The 16,797-nt window shown below is 65.3% G+C and carries 17 protein-coding genes; 8 read left to right on the top strand and 9 right to left on the bottom strand.

The features are described from left to right. The first annotated feature begins 18 nt into the window (after positions 1-18). A complete protein-coding gene (locus A3M7_RS0104130; RefSeq protein ID WP_049823195.1) occupies positions 19-780 on the top strand; it encodes a pirin family protein in 762 nt (253 codons plus the stop codon). A 35-nt stretch (positions 781-815) separates the two neighbouring features. Here the strand turns inward: A3M7_RS0104130 and A3M7_RS0104125 are convergent, their stop codons facing one another. The 3 genes from A3M7_RS0104125 to A3M7_RS0104115 all read right to left on the bottom strand — a co-directional run bounded on the left by A3M7_RS0104125 (position 816) and on the right by A3M7_RS0104115 (position 5,051). Continuing rightward, positions 816-1,631 (bottom strand): hypothetical protein, encoded by an 816-nt coding sequence (locus A3M7_RS0104125; RefSeq protein WP_027542785.1) that lies wholly within the window; start codon positions 1,629-1,631, stop codon positions 816-818. A gap of 78 nt (positions 1,632-1,709) precedes the next feature. Then, positions 1,710-2,999, bottom strand: a complete 1,290-nt coding sequence (gene fsrB / locus A3M7_RS0104120; protein WP_027542784.1) for a siderophore utilization protein FsrB — start codon at positions 2,997-2,999, stop codon at positions 1,710-1,712. 57 nt (positions 3,000-3,056) lie between these two features. Beyond that, positions 3,057-5,051 carry a TonB-dependent siderophore receptor gene (locus A3M7_RS0104115; protein ID WP_027542783.1) on the bottom strand — a complete coding sequence of 665 codons (1,995 nt, stop codon included), beginning with the start codon at positions 5,049-5,051 and terminating at the stop codon, positions 3,057-3,059. A gap of 694 nt (positions 5,052-5,745) precedes the next feature. Here A3M7_RS0104115 and A3M7_RS0104110 point away from each other — a divergent pair. Further along, positions 5,746-6,315 carry a helix-turn-helix domain-containing protein gene (locus tag A3M7_RS0104110; RefSeq protein WP_049823194.1) on the top strand — a complete coding sequence of 190 codons (570 nt, stop codon included), beginning with the start codon at positions 5,746-5,748 and terminating at the stop codon, positions 6,313-6,315. Positions 6,316-6,393: 78 nt separating this feature from the next. Here A3M7_RS0104110 and A3M7_RS0104105 read toward each other — a convergent pair whose 3' ends face one another. The 4 genes from A3M7_RS0104105 to A3M7_RS0104090 all read right to left on the bottom strand — a co-directional run bounded on the left by A3M7_RS0104105 (position 6,394) and on the right by A3M7_RS0104090 (position 10,821). Beyond that, positions 6,394-7,059 carry a methionine ABC transporter permease gene (locus A3M7_RS0104105; RefSeq protein ID WP_027542781.1) on the bottom strand — a complete coding sequence of 222 codons (666 nt, stop codon included), beginning with the start codon at positions 7,057-7,059 and terminating at the stop codon, positions 6,394-6,396. Beyond that, positions 7,049-8,185, bottom strand: coding sequence for a methionine ABC transporter ATP-binding protein (locus A3M7_RS0104100; RefSeq protein ID WP_049823210.1), 1,137 nt, complete (start codon positions 8,183-8,185; stop codon positions 7,049-7,051). The genes A3M7_RS0104105 and A3M7_RS0104100 overlap by 11 nt, the downstream gene beginning before the upstream one ends. A gap of 257 nt (positions 8,186-8,442) precedes the next feature. After that, positions 8,443-9,918 (bottom strand): DASS family sodium-coupled anion symporter, encoded by a 1,476-nt coding sequence (locus A3M7_RS0104095; protein WP_027542779.1) that lies wholly within the window; start codon positions 9,916-9,918, stop codon positions 8,443-8,445. Positions 9,919-10,062: 144 nt separating this feature from the next. After that, on the bottom strand, positions 10,063-10,821 hold the full coding sequence (locus tag A3M7_RS0104090; protein WP_027542778.1) for a hypothetical protein: 759 nt from the start codon (positions 10,819-10,821) through the stop codon (positions 10,063-10,065). A 62-nt stretch (positions 10,822-10,883) separates the two neighbouring features. On the opposite strand from A3M7_RS0104090, the gene nthA reads away from it, so the two are divergent. The 3 genes from nthA to A3M7_RS0104075 are packed head-to-tail and all read left to right on the top strand — an operon-like array spanning position 10,884 to position 12,543. Next, positions 10,884-11,510 (top strand): nitrile hydratase subunit alpha, encoded by a 627-nt coding sequence (gene nthA / locus A3M7_RS0104085; protein WP_027542777.1) that lies wholly within the window; start codon positions 10,884-10,886, stop codon positions 11,508-11,510. Beyond that, entirely contained in the window at positions 11,507-12,166 is a 660-nt protein-coding gene (nthB, locus tag A3M7_RS0104080; RefSeq protein ID WP_027542776.1) for a nitrile hydratase subunit beta, read from the top strand. Before nthA ends, nthB begins: the two co-directional genes overlap by 4 nt. Further along, entirely contained in the window at positions 12,166-12,543 is a 378-nt protein-coding gene (locus tag A3M7_RS0104075; protein WP_027542775.1) for a nitrile hydratase accessory protein, read from the top strand. Before nthB ends, A3M7_RS0104075 begins: the two co-directional genes overlap by 1 nt. Before the next feature lie 214 nt (positions 12,544-12,757). On the opposite strand, the gene queC is transcribed toward A3M7_RS0104075, so the two are convergent. Continuing rightward, on the bottom strand, positions 12,758-13,471 hold the full coding sequence (gene queC / locus A3M7_RS0104070; RefSeq protein WP_027542774.1) for a 7-cyano-7-deazaguanine synthase QueC: 714 nt from the start codon (positions 13,469-13,471) through the stop codon (positions 12,758-12,760). 143 nt (positions 13,472-13,614) lie between these two features. Here queC and A3M7_RS0104065 point away from each other — a divergent pair, with 143 nt between their 5' ends. From A3M7_RS0104065 to A3M7_RS0104055, 3 genes are all read left to right on the top strand, one after another. Continuing rightward, positions 13,615-14,013 carry a hypothetical protein gene (locus A3M7_RS0104065; RefSeq protein WP_027542773.1) on the top strand — a complete coding sequence of 133 codons (399 nt, stop codon included), beginning with the start codon at positions 13,615-13,617 and terminating at the stop codon, positions 14,011-14,013. A 103-nt stretch (positions 14,014-14,116) separates the two neighbouring features. Next, the gene (mazG, locus tag A3M7_RS0104060; protein ID WP_027542772.1) at positions 14,117-14,935 is read left to right on the top strand and encodes a nucleoside triphosphate pyrophosphohydrolase; all 819 of its coding nucleotides are present in this window, start codon (positions 14,117-14,119) and stop codon (positions 14,933-14,935) included. 14 nt (positions 14,936-14,949) lie between these two features. After that, positions 14,950-15,408, top strand: a complete 459-nt coding sequence (locus A3M7_RS0104055; protein WP_027542771.1) for a GNAT family N-acetyltransferase — start codon at positions 14,950-14,952, stop codon at positions 15,406-15,408. Here A3M7_RS0104055 and hflX read toward each other — a convergent pair whose 3' ends face one another. Beyond that, a complete protein-coding gene (hflX, locus tag A3M7_RS0104050; protein ID WP_027542770.1) occupies positions 15,409-16,791 on the bottom strand; it encodes a GTPase HflX in 1,383 nt (460 codons plus the stop codon). It abuts the gene before it with no gap. Positions 16,792-16,797: the final 6 nt, after the last annotated feature.

Here is a 16,797-nt window from a genome sequence, read left to right as displayed (position 1 = left end):
GGGCCAAGGAGTAACAACATGTCTGTCGCAGCGCCCATCAAGGGGATCGGCATCGTGTCGCCGAAGACCCATCAGGTCAGATCACACGGGCCATTCCAGTTGCGCCGGATCCATCCAGGCATCTCTCTGGACCAACGGGACGATGCGGGCTTCGGCGGGCTCGGGGTCATCGACCACGCCCGGCTTCAACCCGGTCTCGTCGTCAGGATGCACGAACACCGCAACGACGAGATCATCAGCTACATGCGGACCGGACGGATGCAGCACACCGATTCTGCCGGCCGAAGCGAAGTCATTTCATCCGACCGGCTGATGGTGATGAACGCAGGCCGCGGCTTTCACCACGAAGAGAAAGTCCTCGGCGACGATCAGATCGAAATGCTCCAGATCTTCGTTCGGCCCGAAGCAGCGGATTTGGAGCCCAACGTTCAGTTCGTCGCGTTGGACGAGGCCAGGCGAAACGATCAATGGCGGCTGCTGACGGGACCTTTGGGAGCCGATGCGCCGACCTTCGTGCGGCAGGCCGTCTACCTCTACGACGCGTACTTGCCAGCGGGTCGAAGCATCGATCTTCCGTCGAAGCCGAGTTTCGATCGCTGGCTTTACGTCTTCCGGGGCAACATCGTCGCAGGCGAGCACAAGGCCGGGAGGCATACCGCGCTGCTGTTCGCCGGCGACGGCGCCTCGCCGAAGGTGGAAGCGAGTGAGGACACGGACCTTGTCGTCTTTCTCGTCGACCGAACCGCAAGATTTTCGCGCGGGGGAACGATCAGCGGTTGAAGATGCCGTGGGTGGAATCTTGGCAGCAGCGCGCTCTAGCGCAGCGGCAGCAACTCGAGCTGGCCCTGCGCCTTCCTGACGGCCGCAGCGAACCAGCTCTGGCTTGGCGCTTCCTTGGCGAAGCATTTCGTGTAGGCGTCCATCGCCTGGTCTTCCTTGGCCATGCTGTCCTGCGGGGTTTTCCTGGCCATCATCTGCTTCCAGACCTTCTCGCAAGCCGGGATCTCGGCCGTCTTGACGGCGTCGGTTACGGCGAGGAAGTAGACCTTCTCGCCCCGGATCGCGACGACGTCGATCTCACGCGGCGACCCCTTCAGATCACCATTGCCGCGCACGCCGAGAACGGCGACCGCGGCGCTCGCCGCCGCAGGCTTGGTGATCGGCAACTCGGCATATTTGGCGAAGGCGGAGTCCTGGATCGCATAATAGTAGAAGCGGTCCGACCTGAATGCCGCGTTGATCTCCTGCGGCATGCCGTCCTCGCTGTGCTCGCGCAGCCAGTGCTTGAGTAGCGCGGTCGTGGTCGCCACGGCTTGCATCTTGTCGCCCTCGGAGGCGAAGCCGAGCCCGTCGAGATGGCCGAAGCCGGAGTCGCCCTTGAAGAGCGTATCGGCGTTCGACTTGCCCTCTGCGGGCAGCCCTTTGATCGCGACCGGTCCCACCAGTTCGCGCAGCACGCCCGTCAGCTCCTTGAGCGCCGCATCGTGCTGCCTGGAGGTCTCGTCGTTCTCCGGCGCCTTGGAGAACTTTGCAATGTAGCGATCGCGCAGGTCGAGATAGCGCTGCTCGGGCGCGGCCGCGTGGGCGGTCGTCGAGAGGACGAGCAGACAGAGCAAGGCAGGCAATCTCATTCAATGTCCGCAGACTGGAGCGATCTCCAGTCTTTGTGCCGGCGCCGGGCGGGTAGGTTCATCGGCGAGGGGCGTGCCCTACTCCGCCGGCGTGAGCTGCCGGTTCAGGCGCATCGCGGCCATCTCACGTACGCGGACGCGGGCGCGGCGCTTGCGCCACCAGATCACGACGCCGGTCACCGAAAGCGCGGCCACCACCAGCCCCATGATCGAGATCAGGATGCGGCCGAACAGCCCGACAATCCGTCCCGAATGCAGCGGAAACTGCGCCTGCACGAAGATATCGGCGGCGGTGCCGACCCATGGCAGCCGCTCGCCGAGCGGATGGCCGTCCTCGCTGTCGTAATAGAGCTGCGCCGGGCCGACGCCGCCGGCGCCGTGATCGTCGCCGGGATGGAAGAAGGCGGCGGCATAGACGCCATGGGCGGGGCCGTAGCTTAGCGCGCCGACCGGGGTGGACCACCCTCGCCCCTTGCCGTCGGCCGCCGCGCGCGCGGCGATGTCGGCAAATGTCACCTTGGGCTCGATCGGATTGTCGAGATCGCGGTACGGCCGCTGCTCATACGGCGTCGGCGTATAGTTCGACACCATCTTCATCAGCGGCGAGAACACCTCGAAATAGAGGTTCAGCGAGAACGCCGTGAAGGCGATGACGAACAACAGCCCCCAGGTCCACAGGCTGAAGGCGCGGTGGATGTCGAAATTGATCCGGTAGGCGCTGCCCGACGTCTTGATGGTCCAGGCCGGCGCCCAGCGCGCCCAGAAGCCGCGTTCGAGCTGGCGCGTGACCTGCGGCGCCCGCGCGGCCTTCGCGCCGCGCCGTGACGGCAGCGTCAGATAGAAGCCGACGAAGCAGTCGATGGTCCAGATGATGGCGATGATTCCGAGCAGGCGCATGCCCCAGCGGTCGCTGCCCCAGAACTCCGGGATGTGCATGGTGTAGTGCAGCTTGTAGAGGAACGAGACGAAGTTCTCCCGCGTCACCGGCCATACCGCGCCCCAGTAGCGCCGTCCCAGCTCGACGCCCGTGTTGGGATCGAGGAAGACCTGATTGTAGTCGAGCGGATAGCGCTTGCCGGTTGCGGGATCGATCCGCGGCATGACGAAGAACCACAGCGAGTGGCCCTCCTCCGGCGACATGAAGAGGTAGACGACGCGCGCACGGGGATCGCGCTGCTCGATCAGCTTGGCGAGCTCGATCGAGGGAATGGCCGGGCCCTTGCTGGTGACGTCGAACAAATGGCTGTTCAGGACGTCGTCGATCTCGTGATCCCAGGAGATGATCGCGCCGGTGATGCCGGAGAAGAACAGGAATCCGGCCGTGAGCAGTCCCGCCCAGCGATGCAACCGACCGAATATCGCTCTCATCGTTCGCCTCTCATCAAGCAGGTCCGGCCCCCGTTGCCGGACCGTCGTCAGTTGAACTCACCAGCGATACGTCAGCTTGCCGATCGCCTTGCGTCCCTCGGCATACATGCAGCCCGACAGGCCGTAGCAGGCGGCGACGTAGCGTGTGTCGGCGAGGTTGGTGACGTTCAGCGACAGGCGCCAATTGTCCCTGGTGTAGGCAAGCAGCGCATCCAGCACGGTCGAGGCTCCCACCTTGAATGTGTTGGAATCATCGCCCCAGGTCGCGCCGACATAGCGGATGCCGCCGCCGAACTGGAGACCTGCGAGTGGCCCGCCCTGAAGCGTATGGTCGCTCCACAGCGAGGCGCGGTTGAGCGGCACGGTGACCGGCGCCTTGCCGACATTCACCGGATCCTGCGTGACCATGGCATCGACATAGGCATAGGCGGCGCGCAGGTTCCAGCCGTCGGCGAGTGACATCGTGCCTTCGAGCTCGACGCCGCGCGATTTCACCTGACCGGTCTGTTCGGCAAAGGTGGCCCCAGGCACAAAGGTGACGACGTTGTCGCGCGTCAGGTCGAAGGCGGCGAAGGTGAACAGCGCATTCCATCCGAGCGGCTGGTATTTGACGCCGACCTCGTACTGGACCCCGGTTTCGGGATTGAGCATCTGTCCGGACGGACCGGTCGCGAGCACGGGCAGAAACGACTCGGAATAGCTGAAATACGGCGCGATGCCGTTGTCGAAATTGTACATCACGGCGGCGCGGCCGGTGAAGGCCGAGGCATCCTTCGAGACCGACGTATTGGTGGTCGAGAGATTGGTGTCGAGCTGCGTCGTCACGAAATCCTGGCGGCCGCCGAGCTGGAACGACAGCCGGCCGAGCTTGATCTGGTCCTGCGCATAGAGGCCGAGCTGCGACTGCTTGACGCCTTTGTTGTCGTACATGTCGCCGATGGTCCAGTCATAGCTGTAGACCGGGTTGAAGACGTTGATCTCCGGCGCCGACGTCGAGACGGCAAAGGCGGTGTCGCGGAACGTGGTGTTGCGATAATCGAGCCCGACCAGCGTGGTATGGCTGAGGATGCCGGTGGTGAACTTGCCCTGGAGCTGGTTATCCACCGCGAAGGAGTTGATGTAGGAGTTGCTGTAGCTGCCGAAACGCCCCAGCTGCCCTGCCGCCTCGTCGGTATATCCCGTGCCGTAGAAGGTCTTTTCCTCGTTGTGCTGATAGGCGTAGCGCAGGTTCTGCCGGAACGTGATGTTGTCGGTGAAATCGTGCGAGAGCTGGTAGCCGGCGGTTGCGATCTCAGTGTTGAACGCGTTGAAGCTCGGCACGCCCGCGAAGAACGAGACCGGGATGGTGCGGCCGTTGTTCGGCCACACGGTGCCCGAGGCCGGCAGGAACTGAAGGCCCCACCCTGCCCGGTCCCTCTGGTAGTTGGCGAGGATCGTGATCGTCGTGTCCTCGTTCGGCTTGAAGGTGACGGCCGGCGCGATGAAGACGCGATTGTCCTTGGTGAAGTCGACCTGGGTCTCGCCGTCGCGCACCACCCCGGTGAGGCGCCACAGCACGGTGCCTTCCTTGTTGGCGGGGCCACCCATGTCGAACTGGCCCTGATAGCGGTTGAAGCTGCCGCCGGAGACCGAGACCTCGCCGAACTGCTGCGCGGTCGGCAGCTTGGTCACGTAGTTGAGGATGCCGCCGGTGCCGCTGCCGCCATACATCGCCGAGGACGGCCCCTTGAGGACCTCGAGGCGCTCGGCGCCGTAGGGATCGAGCCCGTTGAAATGCACGTAGTTGCTGGAGGGGATCCGCAGGCCGTCGACGTAGAGGCCCGACATGGTCGTGTCGAAGCCGCGGATCTGGAGGGCGCCGAAGCGGGTGTCCGAGCCGCCATTGACGTCGCCGCTGACGCCCGCGGTGTAGCGCAACGCTTCGCCGATCGAGACCGCGCCCTGGTTTCTGACCTGGTCGGTGGTGACGACGGACACCGACTGCGGCGTTTCGATCAGCGGCGTATCGGTCTTGGTGGCGGTGCCGCTTCGCGTGGCGACGAACCCGCGCACCGGACCATTGGCGCGTTCACCGGTGGCGCCGTTCGAAGCCGACTGGGTTGGCGCAGCTTGCTGCGCGGGAGCGCGCCGATTGGTGCGGGAGCTGCGCGTCGTTGCCGACCGTCGCGACGGAGCAACCGCCGCGGGACGGGCGCGCTGAGCCGGCGCTTCAACGGAGACCGCGGGAATTTGCGTCTGCGCCTGCACGGCACCGAAGGGGACGACGAGAGAAAATGTGCTGACGGCGCCGAAGAAGAGCACTCGAAGCTGTCGAAGACGCGTGTCGGAACGCGAATGAAGTTGGAAGTTGGTCACGTCTTGCGAGGCCCCACGCACTGCCGGCTTTGCCGGTATCGTTCTTGATGCCCCGCCCTAACGCAGGCGATTTCGGAGTGCGATAGGAACAGCGTTAGAATTTCTCCAGAGCGGTGCGCAGCAACTGCGGCGAATGCGCCCATGCGCGATCCAACGTGCACGTGCTCCGGATCTGGAATCCTTCTAGACGAACACGATCGATCGACCGGACAGGACATCCGGCGACATCGAAAGGAAGCGCGGAGAACGAATCCTTTACCATGCCCGTCAGGCTCGATTGAGCCTGAGGAACCCCGGAGGTAAATTCAGCTGCGGGATACTTCATTCATTTTGCTGAACGCACCGCAACGTTCTGTGCCGGCGCGTGCTGGGCATCCGGAGTTCGACGTCCATGAGCGAATTGCGCGCGGCGACCAGGCAATCCACGGCGAGGACGGGGATCATCGAGTTTGACGGCGCCAGGGGCATCGTCAGCATCCCCTGCACGATCTCGGACGTGTCAGGCACGGGCGCAAGACTGAAGCTCGACTGGTCGCTGTCGTTTCCGAAACAGGCCACGCTGATCTTTGCCGACGGGCTGCGAAAGCCCTGTCGTGTGGCATGGCAGAAGCGAAGACTGCTCGGCGTCGCGTTCGCGGATGGTGTTGCGAGCCTGGACGAACAGGCCCTCATGATGACCGAAGCAGAGCAGGCTCTGCACCGGCAGCATATTGGCGCGCAGGTCAGAGGCGCGCGCGAGGCACGCGGCTATACCGAGAGCCAGATCGCGAACCATCTCGGCGTCTCGCCCGAGTTCGTGTCGCGTGCCGAGAGCGGGGAGCTGAGCATCCCCCTGCATCAGCTCACCCACATTGCCGATCTGCTGCTGGTCGACCTCGACAGCCTGGTTGCCGGCCCGGCGTCGATCGGATCGCCGCCCGGCGAGGCGCGCGCGAGCGACGTCGAACTGGCAGCGGAGTGAATTCGCGCCGCCGAAGGCGACATCACTCGCTGGCTGCAGCCGCGAGGGGTGCGAGTCTCCGATGTGTAAACGTTTATGTCAGCGATGCCGCAGCCGGCGGTTGACCCGGCGCGCCAGATAGTCGCCGGCGCTCTGGACGAGCTGCACCAGCGCGATCAGCACGACGACGACGGCCAGCATCATCTCCGGCATGAAGCGCTGGTAGCCGTAGCGGATGCCGAGATCCCCCAAGCCCCCGCCGCCGACGGCGCCGACCATGGCGGAGTAGCCGAGCAGGCTCACCACCGCGAGCGTCAGCGCCAGCAACAGGCCGGGCAATGCCTCGGGGATCAGCACCTTGAATACGATCTGCATCGGCGAAGCCCCGAACGAGGACGCGGTCTCGATCAGGCCGCCATCGACCTCGCGGATCGCAGCTTCGACGAGACGCGCGATGAACGGCGTCGACGCGATGGTCAGCGGCACGATTGCCGCGGTCGAGCCGATCGATGTACCGGCCACGAGGCGCGTGAACGGGATGATGGCCACGACCAGGATGATGAAGGGCGTGGAGCGCGTCGCGTTGACGACCATGCCGAGCACCCGATTGACGACGGGGGCCGCGAACAGCTCCCCTTTCCGGCTGGTCGCCAGGAACACGCCGAGCGGCAGGCCGAAGGCGGTGCCGAGCAGCGCCGCGATGCCGACCATGTACAGGCTTTCGAAGGTGGCCTGGACGATGAGGTTGATGAGTTCAGGCGACATAGCCGAGACGCTCCGCCGGGAATTGATATTGAGACAGCCAGGCGAGCGTCCGCGTCACCGCGTCTTCGCCGCTGGAAATGCCGAGAGGGATACCGAGGGTGAGCGAGCCCACATGCTGGCCGCCGATCTCGTCGATGCGGGCCGCAAGCAGCGCAAGGTCGAGGCCGAGCTCGCGCGCGAGCCGTGCCACCAGCGTGTCGCCGGCCCCTGCCCCGCGCACCTGGACGCGGATCACGGCCTGCCCGCCGGCAGGCGGCACCGGCACGATCCGGCTCGCCAGCGACACCGGCAGGCTGTCGCCGATCACCTCGGCCAGGAAGGATTGCGTGATCGGATGTTTGGGATGGGTGAAGATGTCGGCGACATGGCCGCTCTCGACGACGTGGCCGGCGTCGAGCACCACGACCTCCCTGGCGAGCTGGCGCACCACGGACATCTCGTGGGTGATCAGCACGATGGTCACCCCGAGCTCACGGTTGATGTTGGCGAGCAGGTCGAGGATCGCGCGCGTGGTCTGCGGATCGAGCGCGGACGTCGCCTCGTCCGACAGCAGCACGCTCGGCCGCGTCGCCAGCGCCCGCGCAATGCCGACGCGCTGCTTCTGGCCGCCGGACAGCTCCGACGGATAGCGGTCGTGCTTGTCGGCGATGCCGACGAGAGCGAGCAGCTCGGCGACGCGGGCCTTGATGTCGGCCCTGGCCCAGCCGGCGATCTCGAGCGGCAGCGCGATGTTGTCGGCCGCGGTGCGCGACGACAGCAGGTTGAAATGCTGGAAGATCATGCCGATCGAGCGCTGCGCCAGCCGCAGCTCGCGGCCCGCCAGCGCCGAGATATCCCTGCTATCGACGATCACGCGTCCCGTGGTCGGCTTCTCCAGCCCGTTGATCAGCCGGACCAGGCTCGACTTGCCGGCGCCGGAGCGGCCGATCACGCCGGTGATGGAGCCGCGCGGGATCGCGAAGTCGATGTCCTGCAGGGCGTTGACGCCGGGCTTGCCGCGATAGGCCGGATAGGTCTTCGAAATGCCTTCGAAACGGACCATCGCGTCCGGCGCGGTCGCGGCAGGTGAAATCGCTTCGCGCGTATCGATCCTCTGTCCGATCGCGAGCGATTGGTGGGCGTTCATGGCGGCGGCCTTCATGTACAATAGTTCGCTTGCCCGCATGCCCCCGGGGGCGCACGGGAACCAGGTCGCATCGCGCGACGGGGAATGAAACTGCGACCGGGCGCCCGGGTGGAACGCGCTGCACCGCAGCATGCACCATCGCCCGAACGGGTCTTTCTTGCAATGTCAGATATTTGCGGGGAGTTGGACGAAGTTTTCCAAATCCCGCCCCGGCGAAGAAAATTCATCTGCCGGGGGCTATCGGCCTTCGACCCGGCTTACCTGCCAAACTGCAACCAGGGCAGCACGATCAGCAGGAGCCCGGCGAAATAGAGCAGCCCGAAGATCAGCCCAAAGCCCCAGAACTGGCCCTTCCCGATATAGCCGCTGCCGAAATACATCGGCGCCGGCCCCGTGGCATAAGGCGAGATCACGCCCATCAGGCCGAGCGAATACATGCAGAGCATGGCGAGCGTCGTGACCGGTAGGTCGGCGATGCCCGATCCGACCGCGAGCACGACGGGCAGCACGGCGGCGGCATGCGAGGTGATGCTGGAGAAGAAATAGTGGATCCAGAAGAACAGTGCGACCAGCAGGAGCATCGCGGTTGACGGCGACAGCCCCGCGAGCGGCTTTGCGTATTCGTTCGCGAACCATTTGATGAAGCCGATCTCGTTGAGGCCCGAGGCGAGCGTCAGCAGCGAGGTGAAATAGAAGAACACCTCCCATGCGCTCTTCTCGCTGACGATGTCGGCAAACTCGATCACGCCCGTGACCAGCATCAAGGAGATCACGATGAAGACGACGGTGGTGGCGTTGACGAAATTCGAGCCGAGCAGCGGCACGTGGATGTCCGGGCTGGAGCCGGCGATCCACAGGAACATCGCGAGCACGATCAGCGCCAGCATGATCCACTCGTTGCGCGACATCGGGCCCATCTCCGCGAGCTCCTTTGCCGCCCATTCGGAGATCTCGGGGCTGCGCTTCACTTCGGGCCGGCAGATCGCGTAGCTCAGCAGCGGGACGAGGATCATCAGGAGGATGCCGAGCGGCGCAAAGCCGATGAACCACTGGCCCCAGCTCACCTCGACCCCGACGGTCTTCTTGGCGATCGCCAGCGCCGCTGCATTGGGCGCGAGCGCGGTGAAGAACAGCGAGCTGGTGACCGCGGTCGCCGCGAACGCGGTCCACATCACATAGGTGCCGATCCTGCCGGCGGTCGGTCCTGGCTCGGAGCCGTAGATGCGCGGGATGTTGCTGATGATGGGATAGACGATGCCACCGCTGCGAGCGGTGTTGGAGGGCGTTGCCGGCGCGAGCAGAAAGTCCGACATCGCGACCGCATAGCCGAGGCCGAGCGTGTTGCGGCCGAGCTTTTGCACCAGCACCAGCGCGATGCGCCGACCCAGCTGGCTCTTGCGATAGCCGATCGAGAACACGAAGGCGCCGACGATCAGCCACACCGTGCTCTCGGCAAAGCCCGCCAGCATCCAGCGCAGCGACTTGGTCGGATCGGGATCGATATAGCCACCGACGCCTGCGACCGTGAGCCCGATCAGGCCGACCGCGCCGACCGGCATCGATTCCAGGATGAGCCCGGTGATGACGGCCGCGAACACGGCAAAATAGTGCCACTGATTGACGTTGAGCCCTGCTGGCACCGGCCACAGATAGATCGCCAGCCACACCACGAGCGGTGCAACCAGCTTCCAGCGAAACCCTTTCGCCTCAGGCGCCTGCGAGCTAGCGGCCATGGGTCCTCCCCCTCGATTGTCGTTGCGTCGTGCCGCCCGTTGGCCGGGCCGCTTTTGTCCCTGCGCGGCGTATACGGACTGTCCGCGGCGCGATCAATGGCTTGACGCGGGTTCTGCCGCCCGCTGCTTGTTTTTCCCTGGTGGTCACAAATGCCCGGTGCGCCGATGCTCCGGCTCGCCGCCGCGGACCGGAAACCGGATGGTGGTCCCGATGGTGATCCAGTTGGCGTTTTCGCCGGTGATGTTGCGGCCGTAGATCAGGTCGACGGAGAAGATCTCGTTCGGCCGGTAGCGGACGCCGGTCTGGAAGCGCGGTTGCACGACGCTTGCGATCTCGGATGCGCCGGCCTGGCCAAAGGCCTCGATCGTCCACTGCAACGTGTCGGTGAACTTCCAGTCGAAGCCGATGCCGTAGGTCAGGTAGTGGCGATCCACGGTGCGATCCCAGAGCCAGCCGCCATTGACGTTGATGCGCATGGTTTCGGACAGGCGGAAGGTCGCGGGGATGACGGCAAAGGCGGACAGCGCCTCGCCGGTCGTCGCGTCGAACGATCCACCGCCATAGGCCGACAATCCCCACCGGCCGATGCCGGTCGGGATGAAATTCGTCTTGGCTTTCGGGGCCACCGTCGTGCTCCAATCGCCATCGCTGCGGGCCCGGATGGTCTGCATGCTCAGCTCGATCGGCCGGAAGGGATCGACGACGCAGGAGGGATTGGCGACCGCGGAGAAATCCGTGTTGGAAGCACTCGACATCCAGCTTTCGACCTTGCAGGAGCCGACCTCCGAGATGTCGGCAGCATCCACCGCATAGGCGCCATTCGCGGCGCGCGCATCCTGCGCCGCGAGCGCGACAAGAGCCGCGATTGCGGCGGTTATTCCGGTTTGTTTGCACCATCCCATGGCCCGATGTTAGCAGAGTCTTCGCCTCGACAAGGCCCGGATTCTGGGACTATCTTCGCCTCATGAGTGAACATCATCACCACCACGATCACGACCATTCCGAACTGTCCGAGACCGAGCTGCGCGTGCGCGCGCTCGAGACGATCCTGACCGAAAAAGGCTATGTCGAGCCGGCCGCGCTCGATGCCATCATCCAGGCCTACGAGACCAGGATCGGCCCGCACAACGGCGCCCGCGTCGTCGCCAAGGCCTGGACCGATCCGGCGTTCAAGCAGGCGCTGCTCGAGGATGGCTCGAAGGCGATCGGCACGCTCGGCCATGTCAGCCGCGTCGGCGACCATCTCGTCGTGGTCGAGAACACGCCGCAGCGGCACAACATGGTCGTGTGCACGCTGTGCTCCTGCTACCCCTGGGAAATGCTGGGGCTGCCGCCGGTCTGGTACAAGGCCGCGCCCTACCGCTCGCGCGCCGTGAAGGACCCGCGCGGCGTGCTCGCCGATTTCGGCGTGGCGCTGCCCAAGGATATCGAAGTTCGCGTTTGGGATTCCACCGCCGAGACGCGCTTTCTGGTGCTGCCGATGCGGCCCGAGGGCACGGAGGGCTGGAGCGAGGAGCAGCTCGCCGAGCTCGTCACGCGCGACTCCATGATCGGCACCGGCTTTCCCAAGATGCCAGGAGCGCCGTCGTGAACGGCGTGCACGACATGGGCGGCATGGACGGGTTCGGCAAGGTCGAGCCCGAGCCCAACGAGCCGGTATTCCACGCGGCGTGGGAATCCCGCGTGCTGGCGATGGTGCGCGCGATGGGCGCCGCCGGCGCCTTCAACATCGACACCTCGCGCTTCTATCGCGAGACGCTGCCGCCGCATGTCTATCTGACGAGCTCCTATTATCAGAAGTGGTTCCTCGGGCTCGAGGAGATGTTGATCGAGAAGGGCTACCTCACCCGCGAGGAGGTCGCTGCGGGCCACGCGATGCAGCCGGCCAAGGCGCTTAAGCACGGCAAGCTGGAGCTCGACGACGTCGAGCGCACCATGGTGCGCGGCAAGTTCGCCCGCCCTGCCCCGGCTCCAGCGAAATTCAACATCGGCGATCGCGTGCGGGCGAAGAACATTCATCCGGCGACGCACACGCGGCTGCCGCGCTATGTCCGCGGCCATGTCGGCGTGGTCGAGCTCAACCACGGCTGCCACGTGTTTCCGGATTCGGCGGCGATGGAGCTCGGCGAAAATCCGCAATGGCTCTACACGGTCGTGTTCGAGGGCAGCGATCTCTGGGGCGCGGACGGCGATCCGACCTCGAAGGTCTCGATCGACGCGTTCGAGCCGTATCTGGACCCGGCGTGATGAGCAGCACGCTTGCTGCCGCCGCGACCGCGGCGATCCCGAGCATTCCCCGCGATGACGACGGCCCGGTGTTCCGCGCGCCGTGGGAGGCGCACGCGTTTGCGATGGCCTTGAGCCTGCACGAGCGCGGCGTCTTCACCTGGCCCGAATGGGCCGCGGCCCTGGCCTCCGAGATCAAGCGCGCGCAGGCCGCCGGCGACCCCGATACGGGCGAAACCTACTACCTGCACTGGCTCGCCACGCTGGAGGGGCTCGTCGCACGAAAGGGCGTCGCATCCACCGAGACGCTGCACCGCTACCGCGACGCCTGGGATCACGCGGCGGATCGTACGCCGCACGGCAAGCCGATCGAGTTGAAGCCGGAAGATTTTGGCTAGCTCGGTAATTGGCACGCTCTTGCCAAGCCCTACGCTGTCATTCCCCGCGACCCGGCTACGCCAAGGCTTCGCCGGGGTTGAGGTCGAGGGGCGCCGAAGCTTTAGCGTAGGCGGCAGGCGGGGAATCCAGTACGCCGCGGCTTCTCGGCTCAAGCACGGTCTCTGGAATACTGGATCGCCCGCCTGCGCGGGCGATGACACTAAGCGTGTAGCGTCAGCGACCCGCCACATACTCCCGCCACCCCTTCGCCCGCAGGCTGCACGCCGGGCACTCGCCGCAACCGTATCCCCAATCGTGCTGCGCGCCGCGTTCGCCGAGATAGCAGGTGTGCGACTGCTCGCGGATGAGATCGACCAGCCCGTCGCCGCCGAGGTCATGCGCGAGCTTCCAGGTCGCGGCCTTGTCGATCCACATCAGCGGCGTATGCAGCTCGAACTGCTTGGCCATGCCGAGCGAGAGCGCGGCCTGCATGGCGCGGATGGTGTCGTCGCGGCAATCGGGATAGCCGGAATAGTCGGTCTCGCACATGCCGCCGACGATATGCGTGATACCGCGGCGATAGGCGAGCGCGGCGGCAAAGGTCAGGAACACCAGATTGCGGCCAGGCACGAAGGTGTTGGGCAGGCCGTCGGCGCCCATCGCGATCGCAACGTCGCGGGTCAGCGCTGTCTCGGACACGGCTGCCAGCGTCGGGATCGACAGCGTATGGCTCTCGCCGAGCCTTGCCGCCCAATCCGCGCGCAAAGCCCTGATCCCCAAAAACAGCCGGTCGCGGCAGTCGAGCTCGACGGCGTGGCGCTGGCCGTAGTCGAAGCCCAGCGTTTCCACGCGCGCAAAGCGGCTGAGCGCCCAGGCGAGGCAGGTGGTGGAATCCTGGCCGCCGGAAAACAGCACCAGGGCGGTCTCTGATCGGAGTTCGTCGCTCATGGGCTTGACCTAGTCCACTTCGACGGCGCCATCAATCCGGCGGTCCGCTCCCCCGCGTCTGCTTAGGCGCCATCATTTGCCGTCTACGGCTCGCTCTGGTAGTATCAGGATGTCGCCACACGATAATTCATGGGCCGACTCTCGTGGGCTATTTTGAACGTCTGGCCAGCAGCAGTTTCAAGACCACGGAAGACGGGCGCCGACTGTTCTTTCCGTGGGGCGTGCTTGGCCGCGGCTACGTCCTTGCCTCGGAGGACGATTATCGACTCCTCCGTACGCAGGTAAAGGCCTACACGGTGATTACTTTCGCGTGCCTGCTCGTGCCCAGCTTGTTTCAGGCCTACGCCTTTGCGGCCGCGGTAGTGATCGTCCTGATTGGATGGTACCTGGCCTGGATGTGGTTCTTGCTGCGCCGACTAGATGTTACCGATGAACGACTGTCCATTCGAGAAAGCCTCAAGGCGCTCAAAGCGCTCCAGCCGACAGGTCCCTGGACCGTACCAGACCCAGCGGTCACGAGTTCGAGAAAGGCCTCTGATTAGGCCGGGCAACCGGTGGAAATCAACACGGTCGCACCGCGTTCCACTGGGATCACATCGCTGATTGCGGCATAAGGCCCGGACCTTTGACATCTCGGTGCCCGCAATGACCCCTTCCCGCGACATTTCCCGCCTGATCGAGATCATGGCGGCGCTGCGCACGCCGGTGACCGGCTGCCCCTGGGACCTCGAGCAGGATTTTGCGACCATCGCGCCCTACACGATCGAGGAGGCCTATGAGGTGGTGGACGCCATCACCCGCGGCGATCTCGTTGATTTGCGCGAAGAGCTCGGCGACCTCCTGCTCCAGGTCGTGTTCCACGCCCAGATGGCTTCGGAGCAGAACGCGTTCGCCTTCGGCGACGTCGTCGAAGCGATCACCCGCAAGATGATCCGTCGCCATCCCCATGTCTTCGCCGACAAGGACGGCAATCTCGCCTCCTCCCACGTCAAGGAAGTCTGGGACCGCATCAAGGCCGAGGAGAAGGCCGAGCGGGCTGCGCGCCGGCCGCCGGAAGCAACGCCGTCGCACAAGTCCCTGCTCGCGGGCGTGAAGGCCGGCCAGCCCGCGCTGATGCGCGCGATTGAGCTTCAGCGCAAGGCCTCCACCGTCGGCTTCGACTGGAACGATCCGCGCGCGGTGCTGGCAAAAATCCGCGAGGAAGCCGACGAGATCGAAGCCGCGCTCGACCGCAACGACAAGCAGGAGCTTGCGGAAGAGACCGGCGACCTGATGTTCGCACTCGTCAACCTCGCGCGCCATGTCGATGCCGATCCGGAAGCCGCGCTCCGCGCGACGAACGCGAAATTCGAGCGGCGGTTTGCGTTCATCGAGCGCGCATTGGAGGCGCAGGGGCGCACGTTGGAACAGGCGTCGCTCTCGGAGATGGACGCGCTGTGGAATGCGGCCAAGACCGCCACCTGACACAAGGGGACGACGTGGACATCAGGCAAGACGATCCGACGGCGCCATATGTCGCCGACTTGCTGGCGCATCATCTGGAAGAGCTCCGCAGCGTCATGGGCGAGCACGCGCAGGCGCTGGACGCGAGCGGTCTTTCGGTCGCATCCGTGACGTTCTGGACCGCCTGGCACAATGGTGCGTTGGCCGGCTTCGGCGCCCTCAAGCAACTCGATGACACGCATGGCGAGGTGAAGTCGATGCGCGCCGCGCCCACTGCGCGGCGGACCGGGGTCGGGCGAGCCATTCTGGACCACATCATTGCCGAAGGCCGCAAGCGAGGATATGCGCGTCTCAGCCTGGAGACCGGCACTGCGCCGCTGCACGCCCCCGCGATCTCGCTCTACCGCAGTGTCGGCTTCGTACCCTGCGAGCCGTTCGCCGACTATCAGGCGAGCCCACACAACCAGTTCATGCGCCTCGACCTGTCCAACTGATTACGCCGCGTGATGCGGCACCGCGTCGAACCGGTTCACCACGATATCGCGCTTGGTCTCGTCCACGCGCACCGTCATGTCGAAACGGCCGTCATGCAGCTCTTTCGTCAGCACCTCGGAATTCCGATGCAGCCAGCTGATGCCGGCGCCGTCGGCGGCGTCGATGGAGAGATCGAGCGTGGTGCGTTTGGCCGCAAGCCGTTCCTCGATCGCGGCGAGCAGTGCGTCGACCCCCTCGCCTGACACGGCCGAGACCAGCATCGCCGGATGATCCTCCGGCCTGCGCGCGGCGATGTTCAAAAGCTCCTCACGCTGCTCGGCGTCGTAACGATCGATCTTGTTCCAGACCTCGATGATCCGGCCTGAATCGTCGGGGTTGATGCCGAGCTGGCGCAGCACGGCGTCGACGTCGCTCTGCTGCGCCTCGGCGTCCTCATGCGAGATGTCGCGGACATGCAGGATGACGTCGGCCTCCAGCACCTCCTCCAGCGTGGCGCGGAAGGCCGCGACGAGCTGCGTCGGCAGATTGGAGATGAAGCCGACCGTGTCGGACAGCATCGCCTTGCCGCCATGCGGCAGGGTGAGCGCGCGCAGGGTGGGATCGAGCGTGGCAAACAGCATGTCGGCCGCCTGCACGTCGGCGCGCGTCAGGCGGTTGAACAGTGTCGACTTGCCGGCATTGGTGTAGCCGACCAATGCGACGACGCGATACGGCACGCGCTGGCGTCCGGCGCGATGCAGGCGCCGGGTCGCCTGCACTTTCTTCAGTTCGCTCTCGAGCTTGGAGATGCGCTCCTGGATCAGGCGGCGGTCGGCCTCGATCTGCGTCTCGCCGGGACCGCCCATGAAGCCGAAACCGCCGCGCTGGCGTTCCAGATGGGTCCAGGATCGCACGAGGCGCGAGCGCTGATAGTTGAGATGCGCGAGCTCGACCTGGAGCGAGCCTTCCTTGGTCTTGGCGCGGCGGCCGAAGATTTCGAGGATCAGGCCGGTGCGGTCGAGCACCTTGGCGTGCAGCTCCTTCTCGAGGTTGCGCTGCTGGATCGGCGCCAGCGCGCAATCCATCACCACGAGTTCGACGTCGAGGCTCTTGGCCAGCGCGGCGATTTCTTCGACCTTGCCCTTGCCGATATAGGTGGCGGGGCGGATCTGGCTGATCGGCGCGATGATGGCGTCGGCTATGACGAGATCGATCGCGCGCGCGAGGCCGGCGGCTTCGTCGAGCCGGGCCTCGGCGTCTCGCACGACATGACTTTCCGATTGCGCGTCGGCACCGCCCGCGCGCACACGCAAGTAGGGGCCGACGACAAGCACCCGCCCCGTTTGCTTAGCCCCTGCCGGCCGCGAACGGTCGGCATCCCCGTCGAAATTCCGGGGTTCCAATCAGGT

Origin of the sequence: Bradyrhizobium sp. WSM2254 (assembly GCF_000472645.1) — a bacterium.
Lineage (GTDB): Bacteria > Pseudomonadota > Alphaproteobacteria > Rhizobiales > Xanthobacteraceae > Bradyrhizobium > Bradyrhizobium niftali.
The sequence above is the reverse complement of the archived record's forward strand: the minus strand, read 5'-3'. Positions and strand labels throughout refer to the sequence as shown.